This window comes from Pseudoalteromonas sp. SIMBA_162, assembly GCF_046535955.1.
Classification (GTDB): Bacteria; Pseudomonadota; Gammaproteobacteria; order Enterobacterales; family Alteromonadaceae; genus Pseudoalteromonas; species Pseudoalteromonas marina.
Genome location: NZ_JAWJBQ010000007.1, coordinates 14578 through 31060, shown reverse-complemented (window position 1 = coordinate 31060; position 16483 = coordinate 14578). Strand labels below are relative to the sequence as shown.

General features: G+C 37.0%; 16 protein-coding genes and 1 pseudogene. 9 read left to right on the top strand and 8 right to left on the bottom strand.

What is annotated here, in order from left to right:
- Nucleotides 1-9: 9 nt before the first annotated feature.
- The 4 genes and pseudogenes from R0J88_RS06960 to R0J88_RS06945 all read right to left on the bottom strand — a co-directional run bounded on the left by R0J88_RS06960 (nucleotide 10) and on the right by R0J88_RS06945 (nucleotide 4597).
- Nucleotides 10-774 (bottom strand): carbohydrate ABC transporter permease, encoded by a 765-nt coding sequence (locus R0J88_RS06960; RefSeq protein WP_410899590.1) that lies wholly within the window; start codon nucleotides 772-774, stop codon nucleotides 10-12.
- A gap of 67 nt (nucleotides 775-841) precedes the next feature.
- Nucleotides 842-1714 carry a carbohydrate ABC transporter permease gene (locus R0J88_RS06955; protein ID WP_410899496.1) on the bottom strand — a complete coding sequence of 291 codons (873 nt, stop codon included), beginning with the start codon at nucleotides 1712-1714 and terminating at the stop codon, nucleotides 842-844.
- Nucleotides 1715-1852: 138 nt separating this feature from the next.
- Nucleotides 1853-3160, bottom strand: a pseudogene (locus R0J88_RS06950) (ABC transporter substrate-binding protein).
- Nucleotides 3161-3268: 108 nt separating this feature from the next.
- Nucleotides 3269-4597, bottom strand: coding sequence for a hypothetical protein (locus R0J88_RS06945; RefSeq protein ID WP_410899495.1), 1329 nt, complete (start codon nucleotides 4595-4597; stop codon nucleotides 3269-3271).
- Nucleotides 4598-5043: 446 nt separating this feature from the next.
- Here R0J88_RS06945 and R0J88_RS06940 point away from each other — a divergent pair, with 446 nt between their 5' ends.
- From R0J88_RS06940 to R0J88_RS06920, 5 genes are read left to right on the top strand one after another with little or no spacing between them, the layout of a single operon-like run.
- The gene (locus R0J88_RS06940; protein WP_006792946.1) at nucleotides 5044-5427 is read left to right on the top strand and encodes a response regulator; all 384 of its coding nucleotides are present in this window, start codon (nucleotides 5044-5046) and stop codon (nucleotides 5425-5427) included.
- A 12-nt stretch (nucleotides 5428-5439) separates the two neighbouring features.
- Nucleotides 5440-6345: an AAA family ATPase gene (locus tag R0J88_RS06935; RefSeq protein ID WP_410899494.1), complete on the top strand. Its 906-nt coding sequence runs from the start codon at nucleotides 5440-5442 to the stop codon at nucleotides 6343-6345.
- 5 nt (nucleotides 6346-6350) lie between these two features.
- Nucleotides 6351-7340 (top strand): DUF58 domain-containing protein, encoded by a 990-nt coding sequence (locus tag R0J88_RS06930; protein WP_410899493.1) that lies wholly within the window; start codon nucleotides 6351-6353, stop codon nucleotides 7338-7340.
- On the top strand, nucleotides 7337-9313 hold the full coding sequence (locus R0J88_RS06925; protein ID WP_410899492.1) for a transglutaminaseTgpA domain-containing protein: 1977 nt from the start codon (nucleotides 7337-7339) through the stop codon (nucleotides 9311-9313). The genes R0J88_RS06930 and R0J88_RS06925 overlap by 4 nt, the downstream gene beginning before the upstream one ends.
- 8 nt (nucleotides 9314-9321) lie before the next feature.
- Complete coding sequence (locus tag R0J88_RS06920; RefSeq protein WP_410899491.1) at nucleotides 9322-10644, top strand: Na+/H+ antiporter family protein; 1323 nt, start codon at nucleotides 9322-9324, stop codon at nucleotides 10642-10644.
- 180 nt (nucleotides 10645-10824) lie between these two features.
- On the opposite strand, the gene R0J88_RS06915 is transcribed toward R0J88_RS06920, so the two are convergent.
- From R0J88_RS06915 to R0J88_RS06905, 3 genes are read right to left on the bottom strand one after another with little or no spacing between them, the layout of a single operon-like run.
- Nucleotides 10825-11256 (bottom strand): acyl-CoA thioesterase, encoded by a 432-nt coding sequence (locus tag R0J88_RS06915; protein ID WP_410899490.1) that lies wholly within the window; start codon nucleotides 11254-11256, stop codon nucleotides 10825-10827.
- 5 nt (nucleotides 11257-11261) lie between these two features.
- Nucleotides 11262-12080 carry a M23 family metallopeptidase gene (locus R0J88_RS06910; RefSeq protein WP_410899489.1) on the bottom strand — a complete coding sequence of 273 codons (819 nt, stop codon included), beginning with the start codon at nucleotides 12078-12080 and terminating at the stop codon, nucleotides 11262-11264.
- Nucleotides 12073-12930, bottom strand: coding sequence for a 6-carboxytetrahydropterin synthase (locus R0J88_RS06905; RefSeq protein WP_410899488.1), 858 nt, complete (start codon nucleotides 12928-12930; stop codon nucleotides 12073-12075). The genes R0J88_RS06910 and R0J88_RS06905 overlap by 8 nt, the downstream gene beginning before the upstream one ends.
- A 203-nt stretch (nucleotides 12931-13133) precedes the next feature.
- On the opposite strand from R0J88_RS06905, the gene fabA reads away from it, so the two are divergent.
- Nucleotides 13134-13649 carry a bifunctional 3-hydroxydecanoyl-ACP dehydratase/trans-2-decenoyl-ACP isomerase gene (fabA, locus tag R0J88_RS06900; RefSeq protein WP_006792937.1) on the top strand — a complete coding sequence of 172 codons (516 nt, stop codon included), beginning with the start codon at nucleotides 13134-13136 and terminating at the stop codon, nucleotides 13647-13649.
- Nucleotides 13650-13717: 68 nt separating this feature from the next.
- On the opposite strand, the gene rmf is transcribed toward fabA, so the two are convergent.
- Nucleotides 13718-13888, bottom strand: a complete 171-nt coding sequence (gene rmf, locus R0J88_RS06895; protein ID WP_004586522.1) for a ribosome modulation factor — start codon at nucleotides 13886-13888, stop codon at nucleotides 13718-13720.
- Between the two features lie 365 nt (nucleotides 13889-14253).
- Between rmf and R0J88_RS06890 the strand changes: the two genes are divergently transcribed.
- The 3 genes from R0J88_RS06890 to R0J88_RS06880 all read left to right on the top strand — a co-directional run bounded on the left by R0J88_RS06890 (nucleotide 14254) and on the right by R0J88_RS06880 (nucleotide 16420).
- The gene (locus tag R0J88_RS06890; RefSeq protein WP_410899487.1) at nucleotides 14254-14889 is read left to right on the top strand and encodes a TetR/AcrR family transcriptional regulator; all 636 of its coding nucleotides are present in this window, start codon (nucleotides 14254-14256) and stop codon (nucleotides 14887-14889) included.
- Nucleotides 14890-14938: 49 nt separating this feature from the next.
- A complete protein-coding gene (locus R0J88_RS06885; protein ID WP_410899486.1) occupies nucleotides 14939-15931 on the top strand; it encodes an MDR family oxidoreductase in 993 nt (330 codons plus the stop codon).
- Between the two features lie 72 nt (nucleotides 15932-16003).
- Nucleotides 16004-16420, top strand: coding sequence for a VF530 family DNA-binding protein (locus R0J88_RS06880; RefSeq protein ID WP_006792934.1), 417 nt, complete (start codon nucleotides 16004-16006; stop codon nucleotides 16418-16420).
- Nucleotides 16421-16483: the final 63 nt, after the last annotated feature.

The following is a 16483-nucleotide window of genomic DNA, read 5'->3' as shown; positions in this document are numbered from 1 at the left end:
TGTGTTCTCCTACTTTACTGCGCCAAAGCTTAAGCCGCGCACTAATTGTTTTTGACTAAACCAACCAAGAATTAAAATTGGCACAATGGCCATGGCAGATGCTGCCGATAATTTGGCGTAAAATAACCCTTCAGGGCTTGAATAACTGGCTATAAATGCAGTTAATGGAGCAGCATTTGCTGCGGTTAATATTAAAGTCCAAAATGCCTCGTTCCAGGCTAAAATTACATTTAACAATAATGTTGAAGCAATGCCAGGTAAGGCTATAGGCAGTAATACATGAAATATTTCTTCGCCAATTGTTGCACAATCCATGCGTGAAGCTTCTAATATTTCACCCGGTATTTCTCTGAAGTAGGTATAAAGCATCCAGATCATAATTGGTAAATTTATAAGGGTCATCACGATAACTAAACCTAGTTTTGTATCGACTAAACCGAAGTCGCGAAATAATAAGTAAATAGGTATTAGCACCCCTACCGGCGGTAGCATTTTGGTCGAAAGCACCCACATTAGTAAATTTTTTGTTTTTTTACTTTGCACAAAAGCCATGGACCATGCTGCCGGTACAGCAATTAATGAACCTAATAAACTTGACCCTAATGAAATAACAACCGAATTCCAAAAATGCGTAAAGTATGGTGAGCGTGATAATACATCTGAGTAATTTATTAGCGTCCACTCGAATGCAAACAAAGTGGGTGTAGCTGATATAGCCTCAGATTCTGTTTTAAAACTTGTGATCAACGTCCATAAAATAGGGAAGAAAATCATTGAACTGACTGTCCATGCCGCAATGGTATAAATAAGTGTTGAACGTGTGTTATTTTTAATACTCATTTTACCCCTCCAAGTTTTTGCCAATTAAGCGCATTAAAAATATTGCTACTATATTTGCAATGATCACGGCAACTATGCCACCTGCCGAACCACCACCTACATCAAATTGCAGTAATGATTGGGTGTAAATTAAATAAGTAATATTTGTTGATGAATAACCTGGTCCACCGCTTGTTGTAACCAATATTTCAGCAAATATAGAGAGTAAAAAGATGGTTTGAATTAATATCACCGCAGTCACAGCGCGAGATAAATGAGGTAAAACAATATAGAAAAACTTACTAAATGGGCCTGCACCATCTAAATCAGCGGCTTCTAATTGTTCGCGGTCTAGTGACTGAATTGCTGTAAGCAAAATCAGTGCTGCAAATGGTAACCACTGCCAAGACACAATTATAATGATTGAAAATAACGGCATTTGAGCAAAAAAGTCTATTGGCTCAAAACCTAACCAAATTGCAAAGTGAGCAAACAAACCATTTACAGGGTTCATAAGCATGTTTTTCCACACTAAGGCTGAAACCGTTGGCATAACAAAAAATGGCGCAAGTACCATTATACGAACGTAATTACGTCCCCATATTGCTTGGTCTAATAAAATAGCCAAACCTATACCACCACAAATGGTAATGAGTAACACGCCAGTAACTAAATAAAGCGTGTTAAAAAAAGATTCAAAAAACGCCGGATCAGTTAAAAAAAACTCATAGTTTAAAAAACCTACAAATTCTTTATCTCCAGGAACCAATAAATTGTAATCAATGAATGAAAAATACAATGTCATACACAGCGGAACAATCATCCAAGCGAGTAACAATGTTACGCTAGGAAGAAGCATGGACCGAGCAAGCGTACGCGAGTTAGTTGTTGCCATAACGGTGACCTTAAAAAAGCCAATTCTATTTACTCACTATTAAGTGAAAATCAGAAACCCTTAATAATATGTAAAATCATAAATAGAACTGACATAAAATACAGGGCAAGTTAAGAGCTTGCCCACCTATAATTGATACTACTTAGGGTAACGGGCTTTACGCATGGCTCTTTCAACTAATCGTTGAGATGAGCTTAACGCTTGTTTAACGGTCATCTGCCCAGTTAAAGCGGCTGAAAATTGTTGCCCTACTGCTGTTCCTATCCCTTGAAACTCCGGAATAGCAACAAACTGAATACCAACATAAGGAACAGGTTTTACGGTTGGGTTTTTAGGATCTGCGGTTTCGATTGAATCTAATGTTATTTGAGCAAAAGGCGCTGCTTCCATATACTGAGAGTTACTGTATAAAGATTTACGAGTACCCGGTGGCACTTTTGCCCAGCCTTTTTTATCGGCTACAAGTTGAGTATATTCTTTAGATGTTGCCCAGCTGATAAATTTCATTGCAGCATCTTGTTTTTTACTGCTTGAAGGAATGGCTAGTGTCCACGACCATAACCAATTACCACGTTTACCTAGCCCGTTGTCAGGTGCGAGTGCAAAACCAACTTTATCGGCTACTTCAGAATCTGTTTTGTTTGTAACAAATGCGCCAGCTACTGTTGCATCAATCCATATACCACACTTACCGGTTTGAAATAATGCTAGATTTTCGTTAAAGCCATTAGCTGACTAACCCGCAGGACCTGATTCATTCATAACATCAACATAGTACTGAAGAGTTTTTTCCCATTCAGGTGTATTAAACTGAGGCTTCCAGTTTTCGTCAAACCAACGTGCACCGAATGAGTTAGCCATTGATGTAATAAGCGCAATATTTTCTCCCCAACCGGCTTTACCACGCAAACACATACCATAAACGCCATCCTCTTTATTGGTCATCGCTTTTGCTGCTTTTCTAATAAAGTCCCAAGACGGTGCTTTAGGCATGGTTAACCCAGCTTTTGCCATTAAATCAGTACGGTACATAACCATTGAGCTTTCGCCATAAAAAGGAGCGGCGTATAGCTTATCGTTAACGGTAAGGCCGCTTCGAATAGCGGGTAGTAAATCATCTAAATCGTAATTTTTGCCAAGGTTATCTAACTCTGTTAACCAGTTCTGTTTGCCCCAAATTGGTACTTCATAAGTACCGATGGTCATAACATCATACTGACCGCCTTTTGTGGCCACGTCTGTTGTTACACGTTGGCGTAAAATATTTTCTTCAAGTGTTACCCACTTCAAATCTATATCTGGGTTTTGACTGGTGAATTCATTACTTAGTTCTTTCATGGTGATCATGTCACCATTATTTACTGTGGCAATTGTAATTGTTTCTTTTGCATAAGCGTTGCTCATTGCCATGATGCCACATGCAAGCATTAATAATTTATTTTTCATTTTAAATACCTTATCTCTAACATTAAAAGGTGCACTTGTAGTTAATAAAAAGTGAATTAAAATAGCTTTAATTACGTGAATATTAAGTACTAAGTTACTGAATATAAGTTAAAATTTAACTGAAATCTCAGATGTGAACCCGTCAAAACCAGCGCCTATTTGGCCTGCAGAGTTAACGCCTTCTTCTTGATTTACATATTCCACTTTTAATAACGTTTTATCGTTAAACCAGTAGCCCGCAGCAACTTGAATACGCTCTACTGTATTGTCTGTTTGCTCAATTAAATCAGATGTATTTTCTGCTTCTGAATAACGAGCTGCTACATATAACTGTTTAGGGATAAGGTATTGTTGTGCTTCAAAAACAAAATATTCTACTGATGTATCACCTTTGATCACACTGTTTGAATCGTACGTTGTGCCATTAGCGTCGGCTACTCCATCGGTACCAAAGTATGTAATTCCTGCAACTGCATTGCCCGCAGCATCTGCAAATGTGTAATCATCTGATGATTTACCAACCATGAACACTAAACTTGTTTCGTCAGATGGTTGGTATGCTAGATTTAGTTGTATGATTGACTGCTCTAGTCCGGGCATTGCACCTACGTGCGTGTCACGTTCATTTGATGGTGAGGCAGAAAAGTTATAGTTTTCACCATCGCCAAAACGATAGTTTGTTGTAGTTACTCCGTCTAAACTAGCTACACCATTTTCAAAGTTTAACTGGTCGCCTTGATTGGCCTTGAAAAGATTTAAACCCGCTTTGAAACCACCTTCAAATTCTAATGTGCCTTGTAAACGGTAATTGTAACCACGGTCTTCTTGGAATGCTTCGCCAAAGCTTGAGGTTGTTATATGGCCAGCCACATTATATGAGCGAAGAAAACCGCTATCGTAAGTTTTTGTGTAACTAAGTTGCGCGCCGTTTTCAGCTGTAGCGTAATCAGTTATTCCGTTACCAATTAATGCATTACCTTGGTTATCTGCTCCATCTTGGAATCCTTTGAATTGAAACGGTGATGCACCAATGTTACCAAGCCTCAGGGTCAGATTCTCATCTTCTTTTGGTGTTCCATAAAGGCCAAATAAATCAAACTCAACACCGGCAAAGTCATTATGAAATGAAAAATCTCGGTCGCCGCCACCAAAATCATTTGGTTCTTCAGCTATATCAATATCAGCTTTAATAAATTCGTTAATATGAAATTTAAGCTGTAAATTTGCTCTTACACGGCCAAATCCAGATTCTTGTACTTCATCTTCAGGACGAAACGCCCCCTCTTTTGCTTGAATAGACTGGAAATTTTGCATTAATAAAAAGTCGACATCAACGCGGTCTAAGTAATCAGAAACATCAGCTTGAGCTGACATAGAGGTAGCCATTGCAGCTGTTAATAGTGAGATTGCGAATTTTGTATTTTTATTTTTTAACATAATAAGCTCTTCGTGTTGTGTAGTGTTTAGTGTGAGTGTGTAGAAAAGCATTATGAGCATTGGATGTGACTTTATATTAAAATCCACCAATGAGCATAAGCTCAGCTGCTGAGCATAATCACAGAATGATTTTAATAGGTCAACGATTTTTTATTACAAAACATTTACAAAATTAGAATTGTTAATTTAAAAGTATTAATATCAATGGCTTGTAAATTTATTAGATGTGGTTGAAAAAACGAGTGTGCGGGTGTTTATAAAATGGATAACTTTTAAATTAATTAGAAAGTAGTAGAATTGAGTGTTGTTTTGATATTTTTCAAGCAGAATACAAAATCAACAAAAGCATGGATGTATTGTGATTTTTTAAGCAACGTTCTTGAGGTTATTAAGGTCATAGCTTAATATTAATGTACTTAAGAAGTATTAAAAGAAGTAACTTACATATGGAATTTGTTCGCCCTTTAGAGCCTATCCTCATCATTGACGATGTTAAAGAAATCCGTGATTACCTAAACCAAATATTAACCGAACTGGGTTATGAAGATATTTTAGAAAGCACGGATTTTAGCTCTGCCAAGCCAGTTATTGATAAAAAATGCCCTAGTGTGATTTTTTTAGATGTAGACTTACCCGACTCTGATGGGACTGATATTTTAGAATTTATTAATATAACCTACCCAAACGCACATGTAGTTATGTGCTCAGGTCATAACAGCTTAGAAAATGTTCAGAATACTTGGGAGCTTGGAGCTAAAGGGTTTATAGCAAAACCTTTTAATGCAAAAAAAGTTGATACCGTAATGAAACGTCTCGAACACATAGAATAATAAAAGGTTAGCATGCAAAGCTCCGTTAAAGCGATTATTGAAGACTTATCAGATGTTATTTTTGGAAAACAAAAACAGATAAAATTAGCACTAACTTGCTTGTTTAGCGAAGGACACTTACTAATTGAAGACTTGCCTGGCATGGGAAAAACCACTCTTTCTCATGGTTTAGCGGCAGTACTTGGCTTATCTTACCAACGAATTCAATTTACAAGTGACTTACTACCTGCCGATATACTCGGTACAAATGTATTTAATAGTAACGATCACAGCTTTACGTTTCATAAAGGCCCTATTTTTAGTCAAGTTGTATTAGCTGACGAAATAAACCGTACAGGGCCAAAAACGCAAAGTGCATTACTTGAAGCCATGGAAGAACAACAAGTCACTGTTGATGGCAAAAAGTATAGCCTTCCAGATCCATTTTTTGTTATTGCTACGCAAAACCCTTTATACCAATCGGGTACTTATCCTTTACCGGAATCTCAGTTAGATCGATTTTTAATGCGTATAAGCCTTGGTTTTCCTCAAAAAGAAGCTGAAAAACGTTTAATTTTAAATATGCAAAAACGCGACTACAGCCAATTTCCTAAACGGATAGATAAGCAGCAATTAAAACAAATTCAGGCACAAATTAGCGAAGTTACACTTAGTACTCCCGTTGTTGATTACATTATAGAGCTTGTTAATTATACAAGAAGCAGCAATGCGTTTGCGTCTTCATTATCACCTCGAGCAAGCATTGCGTTAGCTAAGGCTTCTAAATCATGGGCTTATATTGATGGACGCGATTATGTAGTTCCTGAAGATATACAAGCAGTTTTTACAAGTGTGTGCCAGCACCGCTTAGGTTTGCATAATGAATCGGGTGAAGCTCAAGTGAATGACATTTTAAATGCTGTGCCGGTTCCGGTGTAGCTTTTATGCCATCTAAAAAATCAAAACGCCCCAACATATTTGCATCTTTAAAACGTACTGTTTTTGATAAATTTTTAAAACATAAACACCAAAAAAATTCAATTACGTTAGAGCACAACACAATCTATGTTTTGCCATCATCCCTTGGGTGGTATTTTATTATTGTGGCTATTTTAAACTTTGTAATGGGTATAAATTATCAAAATAATTTAATTTTGATCATGTCGTATCTGATGTTCGTGGTCATTGTATTAGCTGTTTTTATGGGCTACAGCAATGCGAAAGGCTTAACAGTGACTTTTGATAAAGTATTACCTAGTTTTTCTCCACAACAACCCATTTTAAAATTAAACTTACATAGTAATTCAATCTGCCAATCGCTCTCTATTACCTATAACAATGATTTAAAAGCAAGTACACATAATGATGAAATTTCAAATAAATCGATTAGTAGCAGTTTACCGCTTCCGTATGAAACACGAGGTTGCTACAAATTAGAACGAATAAAAATAGCCAGTAACTATCCTTTTGGTTTGGTATCTGTATGGAGCTATTTACAAGTACAAACTAAAACTTATGTTTACCCTGCGCACGAATACGTATTAAGCGATGCACACATTTCTTCAGAAGATGAATATACACAAAATGGAATGACAAAAAAGTCGGGAACTGAAGAATTCGACAATCTATTAATTCATCAACCCGAAATGGGCTTAAGCAGAATATCGTGGAAACACTTCGCTAAAACAAAGCAATTATTAGTTAAAGACTTTGTAGATTTTAAAGCCACTGATGCTTTGTTTGATTTTAATTTAATGAGTGGTGCTACAGAGCAACGCCTTAGCCAGTTGTGTTATTTAGTGTGTGAAGCCACTGAGCACAACACCCCTTTCATGTTAAAACTGCCAAGTAAATTAATCAGTATTAATACCGGACAAGCCCATAAGCAACACTGTTTAGAATGCTTAAGTTCATTTGCAGGTGAAAAGCAATGATTGAACTTAAAAATGAAAAAGTAATTAACTTCTCTTTGTGTTTTATTTACGCCTGTTTAGTTCTATTTTTTATAGCACACCTGCCACTCCCATTTATTAGTGTATTAGCTGGCTTATGCCTATGGAATGCAGTTATTACAGCCAAAAATATCGCAAAGCCTAATGCATGGCTTGCAAACATACTTGCCGCTGGTGCTTTGGGTTTAATGATATTTACAATAGGAATGTCCGATACTGTAATATTGTTTGTGGCCATGCTTTTGTTATCAAGCTTATTTAAACTTTTACAAGCTAAAAATAAAAAGCATTATCAGGTAATTACAACGCTTACTTTTTTTTCATTGTCGTCGGTTTACTTATTTAGCCAAACTATATTTACCACTGTTGTTGTTAGCTTTTTATACGTATTAAATTTTTCAGTAATGGGTTTATTAGAATCTAAACACAACTTAAAAATAAGCGCTAAACAAAGTTCAAAGTTATTATTAATGGCGTTACCACTGGCTGTTTTTTTACTATTGTTTTTACCAAAAATGCCTGCGTTTTGGCAGTTACCCGGGCCAAAACTTGCTAAAACTGGGCTTTCTGAGCAAGTAGATCCGTTTGATATTGCTAAATTGTCTAACTCAGATGAACTAGTATTTAGAGCTACTTTTAATAATCCCCCGCCTTTAACCCCTTACTATTGGCGTGCAATTATTCATGATGAATTTAATGGCAATGCATGGCTTGCGTCTGATTTTTTAAAATACAGTAACCAACAAACAAACCAAAACTTAATATCCGAAAAAAGCATACTTATTGCAAACTATTCAGTCATTGCAGAACCTGCAACGCAAAAATGGCTTTATGGCTTAACTTATTCAACCAGCAATAGTAAAAATGTAAGCGCTAATGCGCTTGGATTATTAAGGAAAAACAGTTACCAAGCAAAAAGCCTGCAATATGATGTGGCAAGTTATCAATTTTCAGTAGATTCACTTAACGAATTTGAAAGAAATAGATATACATTTTTAAGTTTAAAGCAAAATATTAAAACTAATAAGTTTGCTTTACAGTTAAAAGAACAAGTCACCAATGAGCAGGCTTTTTATGACGCATTACTAGCGTACTTTGTAGAGCAAAACTTTACCTATACATTAACGCCGACCCCAATGAGTGGCGATAATACACTAGACCAATTTTTATTTGATAATAAACGTGGCTTTTGCGGGCATTATGCCAGTGCCGCTGCTTATATTTTTAGGGTTGCGGGCATACCTGCACGTGTCGTCAGTGGTTATTTAGGTGGTGAATATAATAGCGACAATAACACGCTTACTGTTCGCCAATACGACGCCCATGCTTGGGTTGAAGTATATTTACAAAATACTGGCTGGACTATTTTTGATGCCACTGCTGTTGTTGCTCCCGAGCGGTTAAATGGATCGCTTTCCCAAAACCAAGAGCTAAACGAAGAATTTAAAAATAATTTAAATTTCGGCTTAGTTAGCTTAAGCAACTTTGCAGCAATAAACTGGTTAAGGCTTGAACTCGAGCAACTAGATTATCAATGGTCTAGTTGGGTGCTTGGTTTTGATCAAGAAAAACAAAGTGATTTTTTAAAATCCATATTTGGTAATAAAAAAGGTTGGCTGGTGCCTTTAGTTGTATTAATTACAGCAGGGTTAAGTTTTGCAATTTACTTTGTGTATTTAAACTGGCCAAAAGCAAAACCAGTTAAACTCCCTCCTATAGTTAAAGCCTATAATGAAGTTTTTGATTGGGGAAATAAAAACAAAATTACATCGGCCGACTCTCTTAGTCCGTCACAACAACTTGATCATATGGCTAAGCAAAGACCTAACGTGTCTAAGGAGCTAATAGAATTTAAACAATTATTCGAAAACAGCCGTTATGCTAACAAACCGTTTACCAAAGAGCGCAAAACCAAAGCTAAAGATCTGATAAAATTAATTAAAAGTTCAAAATAGAGAAGACTATGAATGCTGTTGTTGTTGGCGTGATTTTAATGCTTGCGCTCACCTTGGTTCGTGTCAATGTTATTGTAGCTATGACACTGTCTGCTTTAGTTGCTGGGTTAACTGCTGGTTTAGGAATAAAAGAAAGTTTAGATGCATTTAATTCGGGTTTGTCAGCGGGCGCTGAAATTGCCTTAAGTTATGCAATGCTTGGTGCATTTGCAGTTGCAATATCAAAGTCTGGTTTAACCCGCATATTAGCAGATAAATTATTAGCTAAAGTAGATGCTAGAGGGCAAGGCAGCCAAACATTACTTAGTTATTTTATTTTAATGATTATATTAACGTGTGCTATCTCATCACAAAACTTGGTGCCCGTGCACATAGCGTTCATCCCAATTTTGATCCCGCCTTTGTTGGTTGTATTTAATAAATTAAAACTCGATCGACGTGCCATCGCGTGTATTTTAACATTTGGTTTAGCTTCGTCCTACATGGTACTCCCCTATGGTTTTGGTGGGATTTACTTATATTCAATTTTACATAAAAATCTTGTAGATAACGGCCTTCAAATTGTAAATACCAGTGTACCCGTAGCAATGATTATTCCTGCGTTAGGAATGTTTATTGGCCTACTCATTGCTGTATTTTTTACTTATAAAAAACAACGTACCTATAAATCGATCACAGTTACTAACCAGAGCAACCATGAACCTATAAAAAATCCAAAAAAAGTCATGTTAGTTGGCTCTTTTGCTGTTATTACATCGTTAATTGCACAAAACATAAGTGGCTCAATGATACTTGGAGGCTTAGTAGGCGTTATGATTTTTAGCCTATTTGGTATTGTTAAATGGGAAGAAAATGGAGACGTATTTAGTAAAGGCGTTGCCATGATGGCCATGATTGGTTTTATCATGATATCAGCGCAAGGTTTTGCATCAGTTATGCAAGCGACGGGTGATATACAAAGCTTGGTCAACAGCGGTGCAAGTTTGTTTGATGGAAATAAGCCTATAGCAGCGGCGGTAATTTTATTAGTTGGTTTACTTATCACCATGGGAATTGGAAGTTCTTTTTCAACGGTACCAATTATTGCGACCTTATTTGTTCCTTTATGCCTAGAGCTTGGTTTTTCAGTAATGGCAACAGCTGCTTTAGTCGGTACTGCGGGCGCTTTGGGCGATGCGGGCTCCCCTGCTTCAGACTCAACACTTGGGCCAACATCTGGTTTAAACGCAGATGGTCAGCACGACCATATTTGGGATTCGGTAGTCCCAACCTTTATACACTTTAATATTCCACTATTAATATTCGGCTGGATTGCAGCAATGGTACTTTGACTAGTCTAAAACCTTCAATTTAAGAGGCTTATTATGTAATAAACCTCTTATTCCCTGTTAAATTTTCTTTGACCTATAACTTCAATGCAAAGATTAAACTTAAAATAAAAACAGTATGATGTGTTCTTTTGCTCCTAAAATATAAGCACCTATTCGGGTGCTTATATTTTTATATTAATTTTATTTAAACCCGTTAATCATTTTTTCGCACACAACAGGTGTTGGCCTATGGTTATCATCTACAGCAACAAATGTAAAACTACCGCTTATAGCCGAGTGTTTATCATCTTTGTGCATTGTTTCAAGTAGTATATCAACATCTACTTTTAAGCTAGTGTTACCAACATGCACAACTTTAGCTATTAGTTCAGCAAATGTACCTGCAGGTATTGCTTCTTTAAAGTCTACTCTATCAGACGAAATAGTTACCAAGGGCTTACGGCAAAAACGCGTTGCAGCAATAAATGCAACCTCGTCCATCCATGCTAATGCATCGCCACCAAATAGTGTATTGTGATGATTGGTACGCCCTGGGAATACCGTTTTTGTAACTGATGTAGTTGAATCTTTTATACGCTGAGCAATAATTGCATCGCGATTTACGTCTGTCATAGTCTCTACTTTTTGTTGGCTAACGTATCTTGCATTAATAAGCCTGGATCAAGGCGTTCGCCTTTCCAGTTAAAGCGCCAATCTAAATGCGGGCCTGTAACTCGGCCGGTTGCACCAATTTCAGCAACTTTAGTACCTTGTTTAACTTTATCACCCACGTTTACATCTAACTTACTTAAATGTATGTAAGTAGAGGTAATACCATGGCCATGATCTAAAATAAGTGTTCCGCCAGAATAATATAAATCGGGTTCTGCAAAAACAACAGTGCCACCAATTGGCGCATACACTGGCGAACCAGTTTTGTTAGCTATATCTAAACCAAAATGCGCGCGACGTGGTTCACCATTAAAGTAACGCTGGCTGCCATACACACCCGAAATTCGCCCTTGTGCAGGTTTTAATACTGGGTCTAAAAAGTAAGTAAGGTCTGAATTAACAGCACGGGCATTTCTTACCGCAACCGCTTCTCTGCTTATACGTTCACTTACAGATTTAGGCGGAGAAACGTATTTTTTTGCAACACCCGTTATTTTGTCAATGTTGTAATCACGCTTGGTAATAATAAGATTCTGGGTATGCTTTTTGCCATTCGTATCAACCCAGCTAAGTGTATGATTTGTTTTTGCGTCACGGCCAAAACCAAATACAAAATCACCATTTTTTGAAAGCTTTAACGGTGTGTCGTTTAAACTAACAGACTGCACATCACTAAGCTTTCCTGTTACTAAGCCCCCTTGAGTAAGGTGCCCTTTTAGCTCAACAGCTAACGAATTTACACTAAATGTTGCTAAAACCAACGCAGATAAAAGTGACTTAAGCATAACTAATTGCTCCTTTGCCAACCCCTTCATACGCGGTTATTTTAACATTTTGTTCAGGGTGCTTGGCTTTAACTTGCCCTGCAATATACCCCGCAATACTTTCAACGGTTGTGTCTATCGGTAAAATATCACAGCGCGTTTCACTAATGGCCATTTCGAAATAACCTTGAGCTGATGTATAAGCAAAACAAACATCATTATCTCTTGCGCTAATATGCTTTAAGTTTTGCGGTTCTATTTGGTCTTCACTTGTTGCTAGGTATATATCTTCCCACTGCATTGCCCATTCTTTTTGTAAGCGTGGCATGGAAATACCGTCTAGGCTTATACCTATTTGAGAACGATGACCATGAATAATGCGCTGGCAATTACCATCATGTTTTTTAAGACCATGACTATAATGATAATAAAAGCTTTGGCTATGTTCTGGTTTTAACGATAACTCTATTTTTTCTATGTTTGAGGGCAACTTAGGTAAAATAGTATCAACTAAAAATGCAGTTACCGACTCCACATTAATTTCATCGGCATCAATCATACAATAGGCTTGATGCGGTGCACTCATTGCCAAGTGGTGGTTGTCGCCAAAAGTGCAATCTAGTGTTTTGTGCTCATCAAATTCAGTCACTGAACCATTTATGCTATTAGGAATAGCTAAACGGTGATCAATACATTCATCAATAATACCTTTAATTTGTTTTTTAACTAATCCAAAGTCTAACACCATAGACTCGTCGTTAAGTTTACCGTGCAAAGTTAAATCAACAATCCAGCTCTCGCCAACGGCGCCGCGTTTGTTACATAAGTAAGAAAAATCTATCACAGTAAGTGAGTTAACAAAAAGGATCATAAACTTCCTTTAGACTAGTTATAAGACAGCGTTAATTATAATGATTTTTGATTGTAATTGCGCGGTTTTATAAAGCAAAAACCTAACGCATTGTTTGATTGATGATTTAATACTCAATATAGTAGGTATTTAACTGCTCCGAGTTGTTTAGCGTACAAGTGTACGCTAAAGTACGGGCAATTTCTAAGCGAAGATAAAGAGTTATGGAACCTAAAAACAGCTATACAAAAGAAGAATTGATCCTATGTGGTCAAGGTGAAATGTTTGGTGAAGGCAACTGTCGTTTACCTAGCGATAACATGTTAATGATGGACCGCATTACCTCTATAAATGCTGATGGTGGAAGCCACGGTAAAGGTGAAATAATTGCTGAGCTTGATATTGACCCGACCCTTTGGTTTTTCGATTGTCACTTTAAAGGTGACCCTGTTATGCCAGGGTGTTTAGGCCTTGATGCAATGTGGCAACTAGTGGGTTTTTATCTTGGTTGGTCAGGTGGTCCAGGTCTTGGGCGCGCTTTAGGTGTAGGTGAAGTTAAATTTACAGGCCAAATACTTCCAACGTCTAAAAAAGTAACCTACCGCCTTGAAATGAAACGCGTAATTAAACGTAAACTCTTCATGGGTGTTGCAGATGGCACTGTTGAAGTAGACGGCCGCGTAATATATGAAGCCAAAGATTTAAAAGTAGGTTTATTTCAAGACACCACGTCTTTTTAATAGATTTACAATATAAATACAAAAAGGCCTCCAATTCGGAGGCCTTTTTGCTTAAATTTGGGTAATAATTAGGTTTTATACATATTTCGATTTTCAATTGCCTCTCGCCATCCACCTAACCACTCTGACTTTGGATCTATCTGTTGATAAGGGCATAGCTCTTTAGAACGACCTGCTAAACCTGCTTTGAAACCTTGAGAATGAGCTCTTTCTAAACGATCTCTTTTCTGTCTCTTCATCGGTATTATCCTCACCTTTTTTAATTATATATTTTGTAGCATAAGTGAAATCTACAATTAATGAATAGTTAATAAAAATGTAAAGTTCAAATAACAAAAACAATTAAATTGTTTGACATTAACTAAGCTGCTGATGCAAAAATGAATTAACATTTAAAGAATCAACCTGGTCATACCACTACAATAAACAACTTAAGCATCTATCTAAAATCATTAATTACTAAGTCGCACAATTTGTGTATCAACCATAATTATTGACTAATAAAAATAACTGAAGTTCAAACAAAAATGTAATTCATAAAATATTTTTAAACAGATGAATTTAGTACTTGCACATTAAAAGCCGATCGGTCTAATATATAGGTATGAACAAAAATAATACAGTAACTCCACGACGTGGCCGTCCTCCTAAAATAGCCAGAGATAACGCCGATACTAAAGCGTTACTTATACGTACAGGTTTAGAAACGTTAACAGAGTTTGGCTTTAGTGCCACAGGACTCGATACAATATTAAAAAAAGCCTCAGTACCCAAAGGCTCTTTTTACCATTACTTTAAAAGCAAAGAAGCCTATGGCATTGCGTTGGTTGACGCCTACGACAGTTACTTTATTGCAAAGCTAAACCATTACCTCGATCAACAAAATATTCCTCCGCTGGAACGCATAGTAAACTTTACACAAAGTGCCATTAAAGGCATGAGTAAGTACGATTATAAACGCGGTTGCTTAGTCGGTAATTTAAACCAAGAATTAAATCACTTGAGCGACGAATTTAAAAATCGCTTAATGCAAAGCTACACAGCTTGGCAAAAACAAATTGAAAACTGTTTAAATCAAGCTAAACAGCAAGGCACTATTTCTAAAACTGTCAATACACAATTAATGAGCGAGTACTTTTGGATTGGTTGGGAAGGCGCAGTAATGCGAGCAAAACTTACCAAGTCAAGTACACCCCTTACGTTATACACTGAAATGTTTTTGCGTGCATTACTTACATAATGCACTTTTATTTACAAATTAAAAGACGATCGGTCTAAAAGGATATGATATGAATAACCCAATTAAAGCCATTGTTATTAATAAAGAAGACAATAACTACAGCGCTTCTTTAGCGCAGCTTAACGAAAATGATTTACCTGACGAAAATACCACAATAAATGTGTTGTACAGCACATTAAACTATAAAGACGGTCTAGCCATTACAGGTAAAGGCCCGGTAGTGAGAACCTTTCCGATGGTGCCCGGTATAGATTTAGTAGGCACTGTAACAACCTCCACCAGCGATGAATTTAAAAATGGCGATCATGTTATTTTAAATGGTTTTGGTGTTGGCGAAAAACATTGGGGCGGCCTTGCACAAAAAGCAGCACTAAATAGTGACTGGTTAATTCCCCTACCCGCTGCTATTAGTCCAAAACAAGCAATGCAAATTGGGACTGCCGGTTATACCGCTATGTTGAGCGTTATAGCACTCGAAAAACAAGGAGTTAAACCTGACGATGGTGAAATTTTAGTTACAGGTGCAAACGGTGGTGTTGGCAGTTTTGCTATTTATTTATTAAGTCAGCTCGGCTATAACGTAACCGCCGCCACAGGACGAGTAGATCAAAGCGAATACTTAAAAGAACTTGGTGCATCTCAAATAATTAACAGAGATGAGTTATCAAACCCGGGGAAGCCACTTCAAAAAGAACGTTTTGCTGCAGCTATAGATTCTGTTGGCAGCCATACGCTTGCAAATATTTGTGCGTCGCTTAAATACGGTGGTGTTGTCACTGCATGTGGTTTAGCTCAAGGCATGGATTTACCCGCATCAGTCGCGCCCTTTATTTTACGAGGTGTTTCACTTATTGGAATCGATAGTGTTATGCGACCAAAAACAGACAGAATTGAAGCATGGGAAAGGTTAGCTACATTAGTAAAAGCTGACTATTTAGATAAAATTTCAACAGAAATTACACTCGAACAAGTAATTGAAAACGCCGAGCAACTCATGGAAGGTAAAATTCGTGGCCGCGTTGTAGTTAATTGCCAAGGTTAGGCTGTTTACACTATTAAAGCCTCGTTTTTAAATTTATAATACATTTTGTATTTTAATAACGAGGCAACACCTATGAGCAACCAAGAACTTTTCAGTAATAATCCACTGCAAGGCGTAAAATTAGAACAAGTGGTTGAAGAGCTGGTTGAGCAATACGGGTGGGAACTCCTGCATGCTTACTTGCAGCTTAATTGTTTTAAAAATAATCCAGATATTAAATCTGCTGTAAAATTTTTACGTAAAACCCAATGGGCACAAGAAAAGGTAGAAAATTTTTACCTTTATCGCCTTAAAAACTTACCTAAACCAGATGATGTTCAGTACGAGTTACCGCCGCGTGATCGTGTTATACCGGCCGATCATAAACCAGGTGAACCTTGTGAACTAAGCTTTAGTGACGCAAAACGCATTCAAGCTAAAAAAGCCACCAAACAACGTGCTCGAGAACGCAAGCAACGGTCTAATCCAAGTAACCCTTGGGGTAATTAACAGTGAGTTTAAAAAGCCAATTTTTATTGGCTTTTTTTATGCTTTATTGCAACTAGTTCTTAG

Bases quoted from the DNA above. Each gene is read 5' to 3' on its own strand.
- R0J88_RS06885 (WP_410899486.1), top strand. From the start codon at position 14,939: ATGAATAACCCAATTAAAGCCATTGTTATTAATAAAGAAGACAATAAC.
- R0J88_RS06930 (WP_410899493.1), top strand. From the start codon at position 6,351: ATGCCATCTAAAAAATCAAAACGCCCCAACATATTTGCATCTTTAAAA.
- fabA (WP_006792937.1), top strand. From the start codon at position 13,134: ATGGAACCTAAAAACAGCTATACAAAAGAAGAATTGATCCTATGTGGT.
- R0J88_RS06920 (WP_410899491.1), top strand. From the start codon at position 9,322: ATGAATGCTGTTGTTGTTGGCGTGATTTTAATGCTTGCGCTCACCTTG.
- R0J88_RS06925 (WP_410899492.1), top strand. From the start codon at position 7,337: ATGATTGAACTTAAAAATGAAAAAGTAATTAACTTCTCTTTGTGTTTT.
- R0J88_RS06905 (WP_410899488.1), bottom strand. From the start codon at position 12,930: ATGATCCTTTTTGTTAACTCACTTACTGTGATAGATTTTTCTTACTTA.
- R0J88_RS06960 (WP_410899590.1), bottom strand. From the start codon at position 774: ATGATTTTCTTCCCTATTTTATGGACGTTGATCACAAGTTTTAAAACA.
- R0J88_RS06915 (WP_410899490.1), bottom strand. From the start codon at position 11,256: ATGACAGACGTAAATCGCGATGCAATTATTGCTCAGCGTATAAAAGAT.
- R0J88_RS06910 (WP_410899489.1), bottom strand. From the start codon at position 12,080: ATGCTTAAGTCACTTTTATCTGCGTTGGTTTTAGCAACATTTAGTGTA.
- R0J88_RS06890 (WP_410899487.1), top strand. From the start codon at position 14,254: ATGAACAAAAATAATACAGTAACTCCACGACGTGGCCGTCCTCCTAAA.
- R0J88_RS06935 (WP_410899494.1), top strand. From the start codon at position 5,440: ATGCAAAGCTCCGTTAAAGCGATTATTGAAGACTTATCAGATGTTATT.
- R0J88_RS06880 (WP_006792934.1), top strand. From the start codon at position 16,004: ATGAGCAACCAAGAACTTTTCAGTAATAATCCACTGCAAGGCGTAAAA.
- R0J88_RS06955 (WP_410899496.1), bottom strand. From the start codon at position 1,714: ATGGCAACAACTAACTCGCGTACGCTTGCTCGGTCCATGCTTCTTCCT.
- rmf (WP_004586522.1), bottom strand. From the start codon at position 13,888: ATGAAGAGACAGAAAAGAGATCGTTTAGAAAGAGCTCATTCTCAAGGT.
- R0J88_RS06940 (WP_006792946.1), top strand. From the start codon at position 5,044: ATGGAATTTGTTCGCCCTTTAGAGCCTATCCTCATCATTGACGATGTT.
- R0J88_RS06945 (WP_410899495.1), bottom strand. From the start codon at position 4,597: ATGTTAAAAAATAAAAATACAAAATTCGCAATCTCACTATTAACAGCT.